At 69.5% G+C, this 15,024-nt stretch carries 15 protein-coding genes and 2 pseudogenes; all 17 read right to left on the bottom strand.

Annotation, left to right across the window (positions count from 1 at the left end):
• Positions 1-59 precede the first annotated feature (59 nt).
• Entirely contained in the window at positions 60-2,270 is a 2,211-nt protein-coding gene (locus KALB_RS20505; RefSeq protein WP_025357589.1) for a sensor histidine kinase, read from the bottom strand.
• Positions 2,267-2,857, bottom strand: a complete 591-nt coding sequence (locus KALB_RS20500) for a V-type ATP synthase subunit D (RefSeq protein ID WP_158510779.1) — start codon at positions 2,855-2,857, stop codon at positions 2,267-2,269. The genes KALB_RS20505 and KALB_RS20500 overlap by 4 nt, the downstream gene beginning before the upstream one ends.
• Complete coding sequence (locus KALB_RS20495; protein WP_025357587.1) at positions 2,784-4,265, bottom strand: V-type ATP synthase subunit B; 1,482 nt, start codon at positions 4,263-4,265, stop codon at positions 2,784-2,786. Before KALB_RS20495 ends, KALB_RS20500 begins: the two co-directional genes overlap by 74 nt.
• 2 nt (positions 4,266-4,267) lie before the next feature.
• Entirely contained in the window at positions 4,268-5,986 is a 1,719-nt protein-coding gene (locus KALB_RS20490) for a V-type ATP synthase subunit A (RefSeq protein ID WP_035975586.1), read from the bottom strand.
• Positions 5,983-6,492: a V-type ATP synthase subunit E family protein gene (locus KALB_RS20485; protein ID WP_025357585.1), complete on the bottom strand. Its 510-nt coding sequence runs from the start codon at positions 6,490-6,492 to the stop codon at positions 5,983-5,985. Before KALB_RS20485 ends, KALB_RS20490 begins: the two co-directional genes overlap by 4 nt.
• The gene (locus KALB_RS20480) at positions 6,489-6,659 is read right to left on the bottom strand and encodes a hypothetical protein (protein WP_201771949.1); all 171 of its coding nucleotides are present in this window, start codon (positions 6,657-6,659) and stop codon (positions 6,489-6,491) included. Before KALB_RS20480 ends, KALB_RS20485 begins: the two co-directional genes overlap by 4 nt.
• A gap of 54 nt (positions 6,660-6,713) precedes the next feature.
• Positions 6,714-7,139 carry an ATP synthase subunit C gene (locus KALB_RS20475; RefSeq protein WP_025357583.1) on the bottom strand — a complete coding sequence of 142 codons (426 nt, stop codon included), beginning with the start codon at positions 7,137-7,139 and terminating at the stop codon, positions 6,714-6,716.
• Complete coding sequence (locus KALB_RS20470) at positions 7,136-8,476, bottom strand: V-type ATPase 116kDa subunit family protein (protein WP_025357582.1); 1,341 nt, start codon at positions 8,474-8,476, stop codon at positions 7,136-7,138. Before KALB_RS20470 ends, KALB_RS20475 begins: the two co-directional genes overlap by 4 nt.
• Positions 8,463-9,383, bottom strand: coding sequence for a hypothetical protein (locus KALB_RS46600; protein WP_025357581.1), 921 nt, complete (start codon positions 9,381-9,383; stop codon positions 8,463-8,465). The genes KALB_RS20470 and KALB_RS46600 overlap by 14 nt, the downstream gene beginning before the upstream one ends.
• Positions 9,383-9,811 (bottom strand): hypothetical protein, encoded by a 429-nt coding sequence (locus KALB_RS20460; RefSeq protein WP_148309547.1) that lies wholly within the window; start codon positions 9,809-9,811, stop codon positions 9,383-9,385. The genes KALB_RS46600 and KALB_RS20460 overlap by 1 nt, the downstream gene beginning before the upstream one ends.
• Before the next feature lie 170 nt (positions 9,812-9,981).
• The gene (locus KALB_RS48560; RefSeq protein ID WP_201771948.1) at positions 9,982-10,710 is read right to left on the bottom strand and encodes a hypothetical protein; all 729 of its coding nucleotides are present in this window, start codon (positions 10,708-10,710) and stop codon (positions 9,982-9,984) included.
• 9 nt (positions 10,711-10,719) lie between these two features.
• Positions 10,720-11,070: pseudogene (locus tag KALB_RS48555) on the bottom strand (transposase); the annotation flags it as partial.
• A pseudogene (locus tag KALB_RS50205) lies at positions 11,033-11,125 on the bottom strand (hypothetical protein); the annotation flags it as partial. The pseudogenes KALB_RS50205 and KALB_RS48555, both read right to left, overlap by 38 nt.
• 57 nt (positions 11,126-11,182) lie before the next feature.
• On the bottom strand, positions 11,183-11,650 hold the full coding sequence (locus tag KALB_RS20450) for a nuclear transport factor 2 family protein (RefSeq protein ID WP_025357578.1): 468 nt from the start codon (positions 11,648-11,650) through the stop codon (positions 11,183-11,185).
• 403 nt (positions 11,651-12,053) lie between these two features.
• Positions 12,054-13,733 carry an AMP-binding protein gene (locus KALB_RS20445; protein WP_025357577.1) on the bottom strand — a complete coding sequence of 560 codons (1,680 nt, stop codon included), beginning with the start codon at positions 13,731-13,733 and terminating at the stop codon, positions 12,054-12,056.
• 115 nt (positions 13,734-13,848) lie between these two features.
• Entirely contained in the window at positions 13,849-14,325 is a 477-nt protein-coding gene (locus KALB_RS20440; protein WP_158510778.1) for a LuxR C-terminal-related transcriptional regulator, read from the bottom strand.
• A gap of 8 nt (positions 14,326-14,333) precedes the next feature.
• A complete protein-coding gene (locus tag KALB_RS20435) occupies positions 14,334-14,642 on the bottom strand; it encodes a histidine kinase (RefSeq protein ID WP_148309546.1) in 309 nt (102 codons plus the stop codon).
• Between the last annotated feature and the right edge of the window lie 382 nt (positions 14,643-15,024).

The raw sequence follows: 15,024 nt of genomic DNA, 5'->3' as shown, positions 1-15,024 counted from the left end.
GCGGTGAACAGATCTGAAAGCCCTTGTGCGGGAGGGGCCACCGCCCCTGAGACACCGCGTCACCGTGCCGAGGGCAACCGGACGATCACGCGGAGCCCACCGCCCTCGGTGCGCGCACACCGGAGCTGGCCGCCAATCGCCTCGATGAGTCCGCGCGCCACCCGGAGCGCGACGCTGGCGACAGTCGCGGGATCGACCGCGGAGTCGTGGTCGAGGATCTGGATCTCCACATGCCCCGGCGGTGTGGTCACGACAATCGACGGTGGCCTGCCGGGCAGGCTGTGCCGCAGCGCACGAGCGGTGAGCGTGGTGACGGCGCGGATCAGGGTGGCGGCATCCGCGATCACGTCGGGTACGTCCTCGGCCATCCGCAGCTCGATGTCCGGGCCACCAGGACCGAGCGCCTCCAGTGCGGCGGCGATGACCTCGTCCACGTCCACGGCGCGCAGGTACAGGTCCAGTGCGCCGGCACGCAGTCGGGTGAGCACCAGGAGATCGGCGACGAGCAGGCCGATCCGTTCCACCGCTGCGCTGGTGGCGGCAACGTGCTCGCCGTCCTGGTCGGCCAGTTTCGCGAGCGCGTCGCGGGCCTGGTTGAGCGCGGTCTGGAGGTCGTGGGTGGCAGTCGCCAGCAGCGTGCCACGGGTGCGGTCGGCCGCGGCTCGCTCGTCGAGTTCGGCGGCGTGCTCGGTGATCCGCTGGTGCGAGAGGTCGGCGGCGAGCTGGGTCGCGCAGGCCAGCAGGACCTGCCGGTCGCCGGTGCCACGCATCCGGCCGCGTCCGGCGAGGATCACCGAGCCGGTGGCCGGGACCCGCACGTCGGCCTGGTCGGGTCGTTCGGGCGGCCGGTCGCCCGCGCTGGCGATGACGTACCAGTCCGGCGAACCAGGCCTGGGCTCCAGCAGGCTGACCGCGGCCAGACCCACCGTCTCGCGGACGAGTTCGAGCAGCGCGGGCAGTTCCACCTGGCCCCGGGGCACTCCGGCCGCCAGGGTGGTCAGAGCACTGGCCACCAGTCGGGAGCGAGCCGCGCTGTTGGCCTGCCACGCCGCGATGCCGACGGCGAGGACGGTCAGCGCGGCGGGAAGGAAGGACTGCGGGCCCAATGCCACCGCGACCGCGAGCAGCAGTCCCCCGATCGCCGCCGCGCCGTACCACCGCCAGCGAGTGCTGCGCCCCGGCGAGCCGGCCGCATGTCCGTGCGTGACCACATGCACATCGACCGAGCCCAGCAGGCGGATCACCCGTGAACCGACGCCCTCTCCGAGAAGCAGTGACCGAAGTGGACCTCGGTGCCCCGCGCCGAGCACCAGCTGGGTGATGCTCTCGGACCTGGTGAACCGCCGCAGCCCCTCGGCGACATCCTCGTCAAGCACCTGGTGATAGCTTCCACCGAGGTCCTCGACCAGTTCGCGCAGCGTCGCGAGCACGGCCGGATCCGTCTCGGTCAACCCGTCCACGCTCACCACGTGGACCGCCAGCAGGTCGCTACCGGGGATCCGGGCGGTGATCCTGGCCGCCCGGCGGATGAGCACCTCGTCCTCGAGGTGACCGAGTAGCCCGACAGCGACCCGCTCCCTGGTCTCCCATGTCCCGGCAATGCCGTGTTCAGCCCGGTAGCGCTGCAGCCCCTCCTCCACCCGGTCGGCAACCCACAGCAGCGCCAGCTCCCGTAGGGCGGTCAGGTTGCCGGGCCTGAAGTAGTGGGTCAGCGCGGTGTCCACCCGGTCGGGCGGGTAGACGTTGCCGTGCACCATCCGCCTGCGCAGCGCCTCCGGGGTCATGTCGACCAGTTCGATCTGGTCGGCCCGCCGGACGACCTCGTCGGCGATGGTCTCGCGCTGTCTGATTCCGGTGATGTCCTCGACCACGTCGTTGAGCGACTCCAGGTGTTGGATGTTGAGCGTGCTCACCACGTCGATACCGGCCGCCAGCAACTGGTCGACGTCCTGCCAGCGCTTCTCGTTGACCGACCCCGGCACGTTGGTGTGTGCCAGTTCGTCGACCAGCACGACCTGGGGGCGGCGGGCGAGCACCGCGGCCAGGTCCATCTCGGTCAGGTCCACCCCGCGGTAGGTCAGCGCACGACGGGGCACCGTCCGCAGCCCCTCGGCCATCGCGATCGTCAGCTTGCGACCGTGCGATTCGACGAAGCCGATCACCACGTCGGTGCCGCGATCGAGACGACGATGCCCCTCAGCCAGCATGGCGTAGGTCTTGCCGACACCGGGCGCGGCACCGAGGTAGATCCGCAACCGCCCGCGCGTCATAGCGAGTCGGCACGCGTGGACGGCCCCGGCCGGTGTTGCGCCCAGCGGCGGCGGACGCCCTCGGCCCGTTCCAGTTCCTCCAGTTCGAACTCGACCGCAGCCAGTTCCTGGCGCAGCCGTGGCAGCCAGTGCTGCCGCAGTGCGCGGACCCGCAGTTGGGTGATGGCCAGTTCGGTGGTGATCCGCTCGCACGCCGCACGCGCTACGGCGTGCTCCACGGCAGCGACGGCTGCGGCGGCGTAGGCCGAACCCGCCTGCGCGGTCGCGGCGCCACAGGGTGGGGTCCGCGGCGACGGCCACGACGGGCTCACCCAGCGGACGCCGTCGGGGTGGCGGATTCCCATCGTGGCACCCCATTGCACGGTCAGCTCGGTCGGCGCGACCAGCTCGGCCATGCGCAGCGTTCGCTGGCCGCCGAGCAGCGAAGCCCGCAGCATCAGCGCCTCGGCGTCGGCCACGCGCTCCCGCCAGGCCGCCGCTGTCCGCCGTTCCCGGTCCAGGAACCGCTGCTGTTCACGACGGAGAACGCGTAGCTTCTGTTCGAGCGTCGCCGCGCCCCTGGTGGCGAGGTCCAGTCTGTCCCGCAACCACAGACGGCCCGCCCGCCCCGGCGGTGTCCGCATGCTGAGCACCTCCCTTCGCACGAATGCGGGCATCCACCTGTGCCGTCGGCATCATGGCCAGCTCACGCCTGGGCAGCACGAGAGCCGTTTGCCAGCACCGTTCCAGGGTGTCGTCGATGTCCCGGGTCTCGTCCGGCCGCTGGTTGACCAGTTCGCGGTCGAACGCCTCCTCGAAGCTCAGGTACGGCAGGTCGCGCTCGCTGACCGCGGCCTGCCCCACCAGATCGGCCAGCTCCCGCACCTGCCGGGCCTTGGCCAGCGCCGAGAGCAACTGCGCGGCGAGGTCCAGGTGGTCGGCGCGAGTGTGGCCGGCACCGGCACCCCTGCGCATCAGCCGTGACAGTGAGGCCAGCGCGTCCACCGGCGGATAGACGCCCCGGGCGTGCGCCTGGCTGGAGAGCACGATCTGCCCCTCGGTGATGTACCCGGTCAGGTCCGCGACCGGATGCGTGATGTCGCCCGCGGGCATCGTCAACACGGGCAGCACGGTGACCGAACCAGGCCGGTCCCTGATCCGCCCGCAGCGCTCGTACAGTGAGGCGAGATCGCTGTAGAGGTAACCGGGATACGCCCGGCGGGCCGGGATCTCGCCGCGGGCGGCGGAGACCTCCCGCAGCGCCTCGGCGTAGCTGGTCATGTCGGTCATGACCACCAGCACGTGCCTGCCACCGGTGAACGCCAGTTCCTCGGCGACGGTGAGGGCCAGCCTCGGGGTGATGACGCGCTCGATCACCGGGTCGTCGGCCAGGTTGAGCAGCAGCACCACCTCACCCTCGGCCGTCCGTGCCTCCAGCGCCTCACGGACCAGCGAGCCGTCGGCGTGGGTCAGGCCCATCCCGGCGAACACCACGCAGAACGGCGCGCCACCCGCGGTCGCGTTGGCGGCGATCTGCGTGGCCAACTCCAGGTGCGGCAGCCCCGGCACGGAGAAGATCGGCAGCTTCTGGCCGCGGACGAGGGTGGTGAGCGCGTCCACGGCCGACACACCGGTCAGCACCGGCTCACTGGGCGGTTCCCGCCACGTCGGGTTGAGCGGGTACCCGGACACCGGCGCCGTGGTCGCGCTGAGCACCGGCGGGCCACCGTCGATCGGGTCGCCGCGCCCGTCGCACACCCGGCCAAGCCACCCCGTCCCCACCGGAATGCGCATCGGGTGGCCCACGAAGGTCAGCCCGGTGCCGGTGGGGCTCATGCCCGCGGTGCCCTCCAGCACCTGCACCACGGCAGTGCCCCGATCGACCTCCAGTACCAGACCATGCCTGGTTTCCCCTGAATCGAGACGAATGCTGACGGAATCATCCCATCCGACGCCCCGCACCCCGTCGACCACGACCAGCGGTCCCCGCAATTCGCCGACGCCGGTGTACTCCACGTCTACGACACCTCCGCCTCCGCCAAGCGGGCCAGCACGATGTCCCGGCGCTCGCACACCTCGTCGGCAGTGCGGGCCTCCTCACGGGCGCGCAGCAGCGGACCGAAGTCGAGCTTCTCGACGGCCTGCGCGGCGGTTCCGGAGCCGACGGCACGCCGGCAGCCCTCGATCACCGCGAGCACGGACGACACCAGGGCCTCGGCCCGCTCGTCAGAACAGAAGGAGTCCACAGTAGACAGTGAACTCTGCTGGAGCACCGCCTCACGGATCAGGCGTCCGGCCAGCACCGCGACCCGTTCGTGATCGGGTAGTGCGCCGATCCCGACGAGCTCGGCGAGGCTGCCCACCCGGTCGGCCTCGCCGAGCAGGCTGACCAGGGTGGCCCGCATGGAGACCCAGCCGGGATGGCCGGTGTTCGCCCGGTACACACCGATCGCGGCGGCGTCCCGGGAGAACGATCCCGACCACGAAACGGCCGGATAGTGCCTGGCATAGGCAAGATCGCGATCCAGCATCCACCGGCAGCGTACGAACCGCTCGGTGTGCGCGGTGACGGGTTCGGTCATGTCCCCGCTTTGGGGTGAGACCGCACCGACGACCGTCACCGAGGCGTGTCGGCCGCCCAGCGTGACCACCTTGCCCGCGCGCTCGTAGAACGCGGCCAGCGCGGAGGCGAGTTCGGCCGGGTAGCCTTCCTCTGCGGGCAGCGCCCCCGTCCGGGAAGCGAACTCGCGCAACGCCTCCGCCCACCGGGAGGTCGAGTCGGCGATGACCACCGCGTGATAACCCATGTCGCGGAAGTACTCCGCGACGGTGATCCCGGTGTGGACGCTGGCCTCACGAGCCATCATGGGCATGTTCGAGGTGTTGGCGATGACCACCGTGCGGTCGGCGAGGCGGCCACCGGTCCTCGGATCCGCCAGCTCGAACAGTTCGGCGACCACCTCAGCCATCTCGTTGCCGCGCTCGCCGCACCCGACGTACACGATGACATCGGCATCGCACCACTTCGCGAGCTGCTGCAACAGAATCGTCTTTCCGGTGCCGAACCCGCCGGGGACCGCCGCGGTGCCGCCCTTGGCGACCGGGAACAACAGGTCCAGGATGCGCTGACCGGTCCGCAGCGGCTCCCCGATGTCGGTGCGGGCCCGGCAGGGCCGTGGCCGCCGCACCGGCCAGCTGGTCGCCATCGCGACATCGATCCCGTTGATCCTCGCGACCGGCTCGTCCTCGTTGTAGCTGCCAGGTGGCGCGATCGTGTCAACCGTGCCACCGGCCTGCGGTGGCACGAGCACCCGGTGCGGCAACAGGCCGCCATGACCCACGATGCCGACACAGTCGCCGGCCGAGACCTGGTCGCCGGAGTGGGCCGACGGTGTGAAGGACCAGGTGCGATCCGGGGCCTTCGCGTCGGCGGCTCCCGGAACCAGCCAGGTCGGCGCACCGGACAACGGTCGCAGCAGGCCGTCGAACACGTTGCCGAGCAGACCTGGCCCGAGCCTGGCGGACAACGGCTCACCACGGGTGGCGGCGGGCGCACCGGGGCGGAGGCCACCGGTGTACTCGTAGGCCTGAACCGTCACCACCCCGCCGCGGATCGACACGACCTCACCGGGCAGTGCGTGATCGCCCAGTGCCACCAGGTCGGACATCGCCGCGTCGCCGAGATCCTCGACCTCGACCAGTGGCCCGGCGACCCGACGGACACGTCCGGTCGTCATGACGTCCAGAGCTCCGACAGCCGTCCGCTCAGGCGACCGAGCGCCGCGTCGGTAAGCGCTTCGGCGGTGTACGCGACCCGTCGGCCCGGAGCCTGCCCCAGGACGCCACCGCCGGGCAGTTCGGTGATGGCGGCATCCGGCCCGAGCTCGGTTCGGACTCGGGAACACATCGTGTCCCGCAGGGCGTGGTCGCCGGACAGCAGGATGGCGCGCACCGCGGCGACGGCGCTGCTCCTGAGCTTGTCGTAGATCTCCCGCTGGGCGGAGAGGACAATGCCATGTGCCGTTCGCCGGGCTCGGGCCCGCTCAGCGGCCAGTGCCGTGGCCGCGTCTCGTTCGCCCTGGCCACGGGCCTCGGCCAGGATCTCGTCGGCCACCCGCTCGGCCTCGGCGATCCTGTCCTGGGCACTGGTCTCGGCCTCGGCGAGAGTGCGCGCGGCGTCGGCGCGTGCCCCACGCAGCAGCGCCTCCTGCACGGGCATGAGCTCGTCGGTGGCCGCGGTCATGACGGCAGCACCACCGAGAGCGGTCCACCAGGTTCATCGACGGCCGTACCGAGTACGGCGGCCGCGGCCGGGGTGAGCACGACGACCTCTACCCCGGCGGGCCGGGACTGCCAGGCACGTCGCACCTGCTCGGGTTCCGTGGCCGGGAGCACGACGGCGCCGGCCATCGCGAAGCCCTGAACCCGCAACGGTTCCCCTATGGCGCACAGTGATCCCATCGCTCATGCCCTTCCGATCAGGATGATCGCGACGATCAGCCCGTAGATCGCGATGCCCTCGGCCAGACCGACGATGACCATCGCCCGGCCGAACAACTCGGGGCGCTCACTGAGCGCCGCCAGCGCCGCGGCCCCGGTGTAGGCCACCGCCACCGCAGCGCCGATCGACGAGCCCGCGACCGCGATCGCCGCCCCCAGCAGCGCCGACCAGTTCCCGTTCCCGGCCGCGGTGCTCGTGGTCTCCGCGGCGTGCACGATGCCGGTGCCGCTGTTGAAGGCCGTCAGCGCGACCACCAGTGCACCGACGGCCAGCAGAGCGTTGACCGCCGTCAGAACTCGCACCGCGGCCCGCTTGCGACGCCACAGCAGCAGAACCGATGCCGTGGTCGCCAGCACCAAAACCGGCAGCATGACAAGCCATGCGTTCACGACGATCGCTCCTCCAAGGTAGGCACGCGCCAGGGCCGGAACGGTCGACCCTCGATCTCGAACATGCGTGAGAACAGCTCGTAGAACTCCAGCCGCAGCGCCTGCACCCCAGCGACGAGCGCCTCCAGCGAGAAGGCCACCGCGTTCCCCACCACGAACACCAGCACCGCGGCGATCGCCGCCACCACGCCACCTGTCCACAACGCCGCCGTGGCCTGCCACACCAGCAATCCCAGTGCGGCGTGGGTGAGCCCGAACGCCGCCAGCCTGGCGAAGGACACGAGGTTGGCCCCCAACCGGATCACCAGGTCGAACAGTTGCACCGCGGTCTGGAGCACGCCCGCCGCCCCGCCGCCCGAACCCGCGAACAACCCGATCGCCGCGAGCACCAGGCCGATCCCGGCCGTGCAGGCACCGATCACCAGCAGCAAGCCCGCACCGAGGTGTGCGCCGCCCGCGAGCAGACCCAGACCCAGGAACACCGAGCTTCCAGCGATCCCGGAGGAGGCGTAGAGCGCGGTCCGCATTCCGCCCTCGCGCCACCTGTTGACGATGGCCATCACGTAGGCCAGCGACAGCAGCACCGCGCCGAGGCCGACCGCCCAGATCAGCAGCCGCAGCGGCTGCTCCATCGGGGCGATCCACAGGACCGGCAGCACACCGGTCGGTCCGAAGAACTCACCGTAGAGCGCACCGAACAGGGCGCTGGCGAGCCCCGCGCCCGCGATGAACGGCCACACCCTCCGGAGCCTGGCCGGCAGGCGCCACCAGCCGGTCCGCAGCGCGAGGGCACCGGCCAGCAGGAGCAGGCCATGGCCGGCGTCGCCGAACATCATCCCGAACATCACGACGTAGGCGACGCCCGCGAACAGGCTGGGATCGACGTCGGGATAGGCAACCGTGCCATACGTGCGAACCAGAGGAGTGAACGCTGCCTCGCGCAGCAGGCTGGGCGGATCGATGCCACGGGGTCTGGCCAGCCGCACCACGGCGCCGCCGAGCCCGGCCAGCCGTTGCCTCAACTGCGGGCACCGGTCCGCGGGGCACCACCCCGCCGTGGCGAAGACCGCTCCACGGCGTACTACCGCGTCGGCGCGGCGGCGCAGTTCCTCCTCCCCCGCCAGGAGATCGGTGCGACCGGCACGGTGGAGTTCCTCGAGGTCAGGCTCACCAGGGCTGAGCGCGCGCCGCTGGTCGGCATGCGCGTCGGCGTCGTCATCGAAGTCGACACCCCCGAATTCGGCGACGGCGACGAGGACCGGCCGCAGTGCGGCCAGCGGCGCCGCCACGGCGATGCGTTCCATGCGCACCGGGAACACCATGTCAGTCAATGGCATCGAACGCCTCCAACGGCTTGCCGCCCCGTGCCGCGACCTCCAGCGCAGCCTGTACCCGCCAGGCATCCACCGCGAGCATGCCGACCAGTCCCACCACCGGGCCCGCACCGAACTTGGCGCCGTGCACCAACGTGTACCCATCCCGGTCGACCCGACGCCACCAGGCACGTTCGGCCCGCCACAGGTCGGCGGGCTGGGAGATGCCAGTCAGCACCCATCGGGCGGACGTTGGAAGGCCGCGGGAGAACTCGACGAGGCTGCCCGTCCTCTCGGCGCCGCCGATGACCCGCCGTGCGAGCAGGCTCTGCCGGTCGGTCAACGGGCGCCTGAGCAGGAAAGTCTCGGTGGCGACGAGCAGCGCGGCAGCGCCGGCCGCCCACTCGGCGGCCTCGGGCACGCGGGCGAGGACTCTGCGGGCCCAGACCAACCGCATCGCCACCGCGATCCCCGAAGCCGAATCGGTTCCGGGATCACGCCATGCCGACGCGGCCATCACCCGTCGCAGCGAGGACAGTGAGTCGGCCGCCGCAAGCCGTGTCTCGGCGGTGCCGAGGATGCCCAGGTCAAACCGAGGGCCAGTCGACGGGCCCGCGAGCCGCCGAATGTCGTTGTCCACGTTGGCGATCTCGAATCCGGCCGCCAGTACCCGCACAACGGCGGCGCCGCCACGTGGCTGCCAGCCGGCCAACACCCGCATGTGCCACAGCAGGCTCGCCCACACCGCGTGTTGTGCCTGCTCAAGGCCGTGTCCGGCGCGCACGTCGTGCCCGTACGCCGTCCCGGTCAGCGTGCGTACCGCCTCCTCGAGCGATACCGAGGCAGCGAGCCTGCGGGCACCGTCAGGCCCGACGCGGCGGCTGAGCAAGGACTTGGCCCGTGTGCACCCCGCAACCCACTGTGCGCGCATCAGCGCAGTCCCGAGGTTGCCTCGGCTACGACCAGGTCCAGGTAGTTCGGCATGAGTTTTCCGGCGCGCGCGAGCAGGCGTTCACGCGCGGCTTGTGCCTCGACGAGCACCGAAGACAGCTCTGAGCGTGCCGCGGCTCGAAGAGCCTGCATGCTCTCAGCACGGACCGTCCCTGCCCGCGACCGGGCCTGGTCAATGATCTCCTTCACACGGACGGCGGTCTCGCCCCGGCGCAACTCAACTTGCTCTGCGGCGCCCGCCCAGATGTGGTCCGCCTGTAGCTGAGCGTCGGCGAGCTGATCGAACAGTTCAGCGAGTTCAGTCTCGGACTCGGGCAGTCGTGTGGCAGGCACCGCGCCAGGCACGGGTGCGCCAGGAGTCCCGGCCGGGCGGAACCGTTCGAGGAAGTCCGCAAGTGCAACGCCCATGACCCGGTGCCCGTCTGTTGAGAACGAATGTCGCGACTAGCACGCTAGGTCCGGTGAGTTCACCGGTTCAGAGGCGCACGGACCAGGCGGACAAGGGCTTTGTCCTCTGCTGCCGGTGCTGGTCAGAGTGGGGTGGTTCGGGAGTCTCGGACAGGCCCTCTGAATGTTGATCACGTTGCGGTAGCTGTGGGCGAGTAGTCCAGACTGCTGTAGAGGCGTTTCCGGAACACCTGATAATAGGACTTTGTCAGGTGCTGTTGAGTTGCGGTGGGGCGGTTGGTGTCCAGGTGGGGACGGGTTGTCGGCAGGTGTGGCGGATACCGGTCCAGGCGGCGAGTAATCGTTGGAGTTGGCGCAGGACGGCGTAGAGGCTCAAGCCCCGCAGGGGCTTGTGGGGTACGGCGGAGCTTCGTGCAGATGGCCTGGGCAACGGAGGCGAGGGTGACGTGGCGGTGCCAACTGGTCCAGGATCGGCCCGCGAAGTGGTCCAGCCCCAAGCCGTCGTTGAGTTCGCGGTAGTCGTGCTCGATGCGCCAGCGGATCTTGGCCAGTTTCACCATGTCTGGTAGTCCGATGTCGATCGGCAGGGTGGACAGCCATTGGTCGGTGGGTTCGGGCGTGCCGGTGGGCCACTCGGCCAGCAGCCAGCATTCGGGCGGACTGCCGTCTGCGGATTTGGGGAGGTGGCGGTCGGCCGGGCGAACCCGCAGGGCCAGGAAGCGGGATCGCATCCGGCCGGTGGGGTTGCCCGCGCTTGTGTGGGAGCCGTGGCGCCAGACCACGAACCGGCCCGCGGCCATCACGAGGGTCTTCAGTCGGTCGGCGGATCGGGGTAGCGGGGTTCGGGTCGTCGGCCGATGCCGCCGTAGTCGGGGGTGAACGGTGGCGATCGGGTTCACGGCCACCACTTAGGTCAGGCCGCGTTCGGTCAGCCCCTGACGGAAACCGGCGGCGTCGCCGTAGCCGGTGTCGGCCACCGCCGGCCGCGCTGGCTGCCCCCACTGCCTGAGTTCGTCAATCATGTCCAGTGCCAGCCGCCACTTCTCCCGGTGCCGCGCTTGGTCTGGGATCGCGCACCGCCTTCGCTGAGCACGGATTCGTTCGTCCTGCCGTTCGTCGGCGGTCGTGTGGTCGTCCCAGGACTTGGGCAGGAACAACCGCCAGTCCAGCGCCGCTGACGCCCAGTCGGTCACCGCGTGCACACTCACCCCGACCTGACAGTTACCCCGCTTGCTCAACGCCCCGCAGTACATCCGCCATGGGCTGCATCGACTTGCGCTTGCCGTCCATCAGCAGCCCACGCAGATACAGCTCCCCTTTGGACCGCTGGTCACGACGGGCGAACCGCCGAGTAGGTCCCCGGCGAACTCCTCAATCACTGGGCGAACCAGTGCCATGTAGAGGTGCGGCGTCGCCGAGTCCCTGTGACCAACTGCGCTGATGGCTGCGTCGGGAAATCCGCCAGCCCTGCGGTGTGCGGACGTACTCGTCGAGGTACCACAGGCCCTGCAGCGCGACCGATGGATCGCCGTCCTCAACTGGCAGTGCGAGCGAGTTCAGGCACATCACCCGCCCTGTTGCCCGGTCACCGTCGACCCGGATGTCCGGGTTGGCGACCAGATGCTGGATCGCGGGAAGCTGAGCCAGGCTCCGCGCGATCCATTCCTTGACCTCGGCGCGATTGCCCGCGATGCCACCGAACGCCGTGTAGTCGAGGTGGGCATCGTCGGCGATTATCTGGTCCAGGGCGTCGAAATCTCGACTGTCGACGGCGGTCGCGTACGCCACCAGCAGATCCTGGATCTCCAGCCGGTCCGAAATCTCCTGAATGTTGAGCATTTGTCCTCCTAGAACGCCATAACGCGTACGTAGATCATGCTGTCCACCGAAAACGCTGTTGGAAAAATCTTAGACGGCGCAGCATGGCACGCGCCGACTAGGAACCTGACAACACCTTCGTTATCGAGCTGGTTGGAGCTGTCAGCCTGGAACGTCTGATACAGCTCCCTCTTCTGATCGGCCAAGCCGCAGACCCCTCACCAACTCATCCAGCACACCTCCACCGGCTCGATCGGCGCCGGTGGTTGGCACCAGGCCCGTGCTGTCGAGCCACCTGACGGTGTCCGCGCGACCACGGCCAATACGGGCTCCGCCAGTCCCGGCGAACTCGCCCTACTCGGCCTTACCGGATACCGGCCCCTGTGGATGAGCGACACCCTCGCAAGGGCTCGGAGCCCGTCCGTCAGCGGATCGCTGTCTGAGCCGGTGGTGTCCGGGGTTGTCGTTGTAGTTCCTGGAGCCCGACGTGATCGACTTGCTCGCGGAGTCGGTGTTTCTGGACCTTTCCGGAGCCGGTGAGGGGTAGTTCGGTGGTCTGGAACCAGCGAGTCGGTGTCTTGTGGGGTGCCAGTTGTGCGCGGCAGAAGTCGTGTAGCTCCGTCACCGTGGGTGCTTGGCCAGGCTCGGCAGGCACGAGCACGGCGGCGACGATCTCGCCCCAGGTAGGGTCTGGCAGGCCGATGACGGCGACGTCGCGCACCCCCGGATGGGTGAATAGCACCTGCTCGATGTCGGTGGCGTAGATGTTTTCCCCGCCCCGGATGATCATGTCTTTGAGCCGTCCGGTGACCTTGAGGTATCCACGTTCGTCGAAGGTGCCCAGGTCGCCGGTGTGCACCCAGCCCGCCTGGTCGATGGTCTCGGCCGTGCGCTCGGGCATCTCGAAATAACCGAGCATGGCTTGGTAACCACGGGCACAGATCTCCCCAGGCTGCCCAACCGGGACGATGTCTCCGGTCTGCGGATCGCGGATAGTGATCTCGACCTGCGGCAGTGGACGTCCAGCGGTGTTGGCCTTGTCCTTGGGCGAATCGTCGGGGCTGGTTTGTGTTATCACCGGTGAGAGTTCGGTCTGGCCGTAGACGGCGGTGAACCGGGCGCCGAAGCGGTCCTCGACGTGACGGACCAACTCGGGCGGGATGGGGCTGCCACCGGAGAGCACCTGTGACAGGTGTGACATGTCGAACTGCTCGAAGTCGGGGTGGTTCAGTATCGCCGTGAGCATCGTCGGGACCCCGCCAAGCAGGTCCGCCCGATGATCCTGAGTCGCGGTGAGCACGAGCGTGGGGTCGAACAGCTGGCACAAGACGTAGGAAGCCCGTTGGTGGGCACTGCCGAGCACGCCCATCGCGCAGCCGGCCGTGTGGAAGAGCGGCGCGGCCGATGCCATAGTGCCCCGCTCGGGCAGTTGGGCCCGGTCGATCATGAACTTCGCGTTGGTCACTAGTCCGCGGTGGTGCAGCAACGCTCCCTTGGGAAACCCGGTGGTGCCGGAGGTGTACTGGATCTGGGCAGGGTCACCGGGGCGTACCTCCGGCAGCGACCCGCTGTCCTGATGGGCACGCACGGTTGTCTGCCAGTCTGCGAAACAGACGGCCGCTCTGAGGTGCGGGAGTCCGCGCGCGGCGTCTTGAGCGATCGCGGTCATGTCACTGCCGCGGAACGCCGCGGTGTGAAAGAGCCCGGCCGAGCGGGATTGTTCGAGCACATAGCGCAGCTCCACAGCCCGCAGCGCTGGGTTGGCGGTCACCACCACCAGGCCGGTCAAGGCCGCCCCATACTGGAGAATGATCCATTCGGGGATATTGGGAGCCCAGACGGTGATCCGCTCGCCCGGAGAAAACCGGGTCAGCAACCAGTGCGCGCATTGCTCGGCCTCGGCCAGCAGCTGCCGGTAGGTCCACTGGCGGTCGGTGCGTTCAGCGCCGGACAGCGACCGGGTATCCGGCGGCGCGATCTCGATCAGGGCGGTCTGGGACCCGGCGTCCCGCACGGCCTCACGCAACAGGTCTCCGGTGGTCAAGTCCAACACGGGTGCGCTAGGGTCGGCAGGCCAGTACGACTCCGTCATGGCTTTCAACATGGTTCACTCCTTGCTGAGTTCTGTCGTGGTGCGGGTCGGTCCCCCGCCGTCGGGAATCGGTGGATCCGCCACGCGCATACCGCCCATCCTGTCGCGCCGGTACGGCGGAATACCCTCAGCAATCCAGGAACCCGTCATCTTTGCTGTGCTTGGCTAGCCGTTCCGTGGCGGTGTTGTTCACGGTGCTCGACGGCGTGACGAGGCCGAGTTCGTAGGCGTACACCACGGCCTGCAGCAGGTCACGCAGCTCCAGTTTGTCGAGTACCTGACCGAGATGGGTCTTCACCATGGTCCAGCCGATGAACAGCCGCTCGGCGATCACGGCGTTGTTGAGTCCTCGCGCGACGAGCACGTCTCGTTCGCGGTCGGTGAGCCGGGTGAGACGCCGGTCGTCCGAGGGCACGGGGTGCGCGGCGAGGTAGCGTTGCATCATCCGGTCGACGACCGTCGGCGCGAGCACGCGGTCGCCGCGCAGCACAGCACGCATCGCGATGAGCACCTCCTCGCCGCTCGCGTCCTTGAGCAGGAACCTACCCGCGCCCGCCCTGGTCGCGGCGAGGACGTATTCGTCGGGGTCGAAGGCGGTCCGCATGAGCACCTTCACCGTCGGATCCCGCCAGCAGATCCGCTCGGTCGCCTGCACACCGGGCGCCCGGCGGGGCGTACCTTGCCGATGAGCTCGCCGAGCGCGCCGACACCCGACTGAGGTTTTGTGCCGGTCTCGGATTCACGCAGCAGACCGAGGATCCGCCTCAGTTCGGCGACGGCTTCCCGTCCGGTGACGGCGATCGTCCGCAGCGCGTCGGCCAGCTGCTGCTTCCGGTTGCGCGTCAGCTCACCGGTGGCCACCGCGGCCACCATGATGGCGGTCTCCGCCACGAAGCAGCCCACGTCTGCTGATGCCCTCATACTGCGTCATGCAATTCAGCCTCCCTGGCCGACCACGTCGTCACCAACGCAAATTGCGCATCACTCAGATGCATCCGGCGCATGACACGCGTGCGGTTCGAGCTGTCGGTGTCGGCTGACGCGGCCGATGCCGACGTCCACCCCGACGGCCGCTCCATGCTCCCCGCCGGGTTCGCGCTCGAAGGGCGGCGGCTCAGTGTCCGCAATGGACCGCGGCCCGAGCCGCTGACCGACGGGGAAGTCGTGCGGGTCGGTGTCGGACGGCATGTTGGCCTGTGGGCGGCGGAGCCCCGAGCGCGACGCCCCGCGGTCTCGATGCGAGCGAGCGCTCACTTACTCGCCGGGACCGAACGGCTCCGGCAGGGGTGCCGTGACAGGTCGG

It is taken from the genome of Kutzneria viridogrisea DSM 43870 (genome assembly GCF_000525635.1).
In the GTDB taxonomy this organism is placed as follows: domain Bacteria; phylum Actinomycetota; class Actinomycetes; order Mycobacteriales; family Pseudonocardiaceae; genus Kutzneria; species Kutzneria viridogrisea.
The sequence above is the reverse complement of the archived record's forward strand: the minus strand, read 5'-3'. Positions and strand labels throughout refer to the sequence as shown.

Excerpts from the sequence above, each read along its gene's own strand:
- KALB_RS20505 (WP_025357589.1), bottom strand. The coding sequence starts at position 2,270 with ATGACGCGCGGGCGGTTGCGGATCTACCTCGGTGCCGCGCCCGGTGTC.
- KALB_RS20490 (WP_035975586.1), bottom strand. The coding sequence starts at position 5,986 with ATGACGACCGGACGTGTCCGTCGGGTCGCCGGGCCACTGGTCGAGGTC.
- KALB_RS20485 (WP_025357585.1), bottom strand. The coding sequence starts at position 6,492 with ATGACCGCGGCCACCGACGAGCTCATGCCCGTGCAGGAGGCGCTGCTG.
- KALB_RS20480 (WP_201771949.1), bottom strand. The coding sequence starts at position 6,659 with ATGGCCGGCGCCGTCGTGCTCCCGGCCACGGAACCCGAGCAGGTGCGA.
- KALB_RS20470 (WP_025357582.1), bottom strand. The coding sequence starts at position 8,476 with ATGCCATTGACTGACATGGTGTTCCCGGTGCGCATGGAACGCATCGCC.
- KALB_RS46600 (WP_025357581.1), bottom strand. The coding sequence starts at position 9,383 with ATGCGCGCACAGTGGGTTGCGGGGTGCACACGGGCCAAGTCCTTGCTC.
- KALB_RS20460 (WP_148309547.1), bottom strand. The coding sequence starts at position 9,811 with ATGGGCGTTGCACTTGCGGACTTCCTCGAACGGTTCCGCCCGGCCGGG.
- KALB_RS20450 (WP_025357578.1), bottom strand. The coding sequence starts at position 11,650 with ATGCTCAACATTCAGGAGATTTCGGACCGGCTGGAGATCCAGGATCTG.
- KALB_RS20445 (WP_025357577.1), bottom strand. The coding sequence starts at position 13,733 with ATGTTGAAAGCCATGACGGAGTCGTACTGGCCTGCCGACCCTAGCGCA.
- KALB_RS20440 (WP_158510778.1), bottom strand. The coding sequence starts at position 14,325 with ATGCGGACCGCCTTCGACCCCGACGAATACGTCCTCGCCGCGACCAGG.
- KALB_RS20435 (WP_148309546.1), bottom strand. The coding sequence starts at position 14,642 with ATGAGGGCATCAGCAGACGTGGGCTGCTTCGTGGCGGAGACCGCCATC.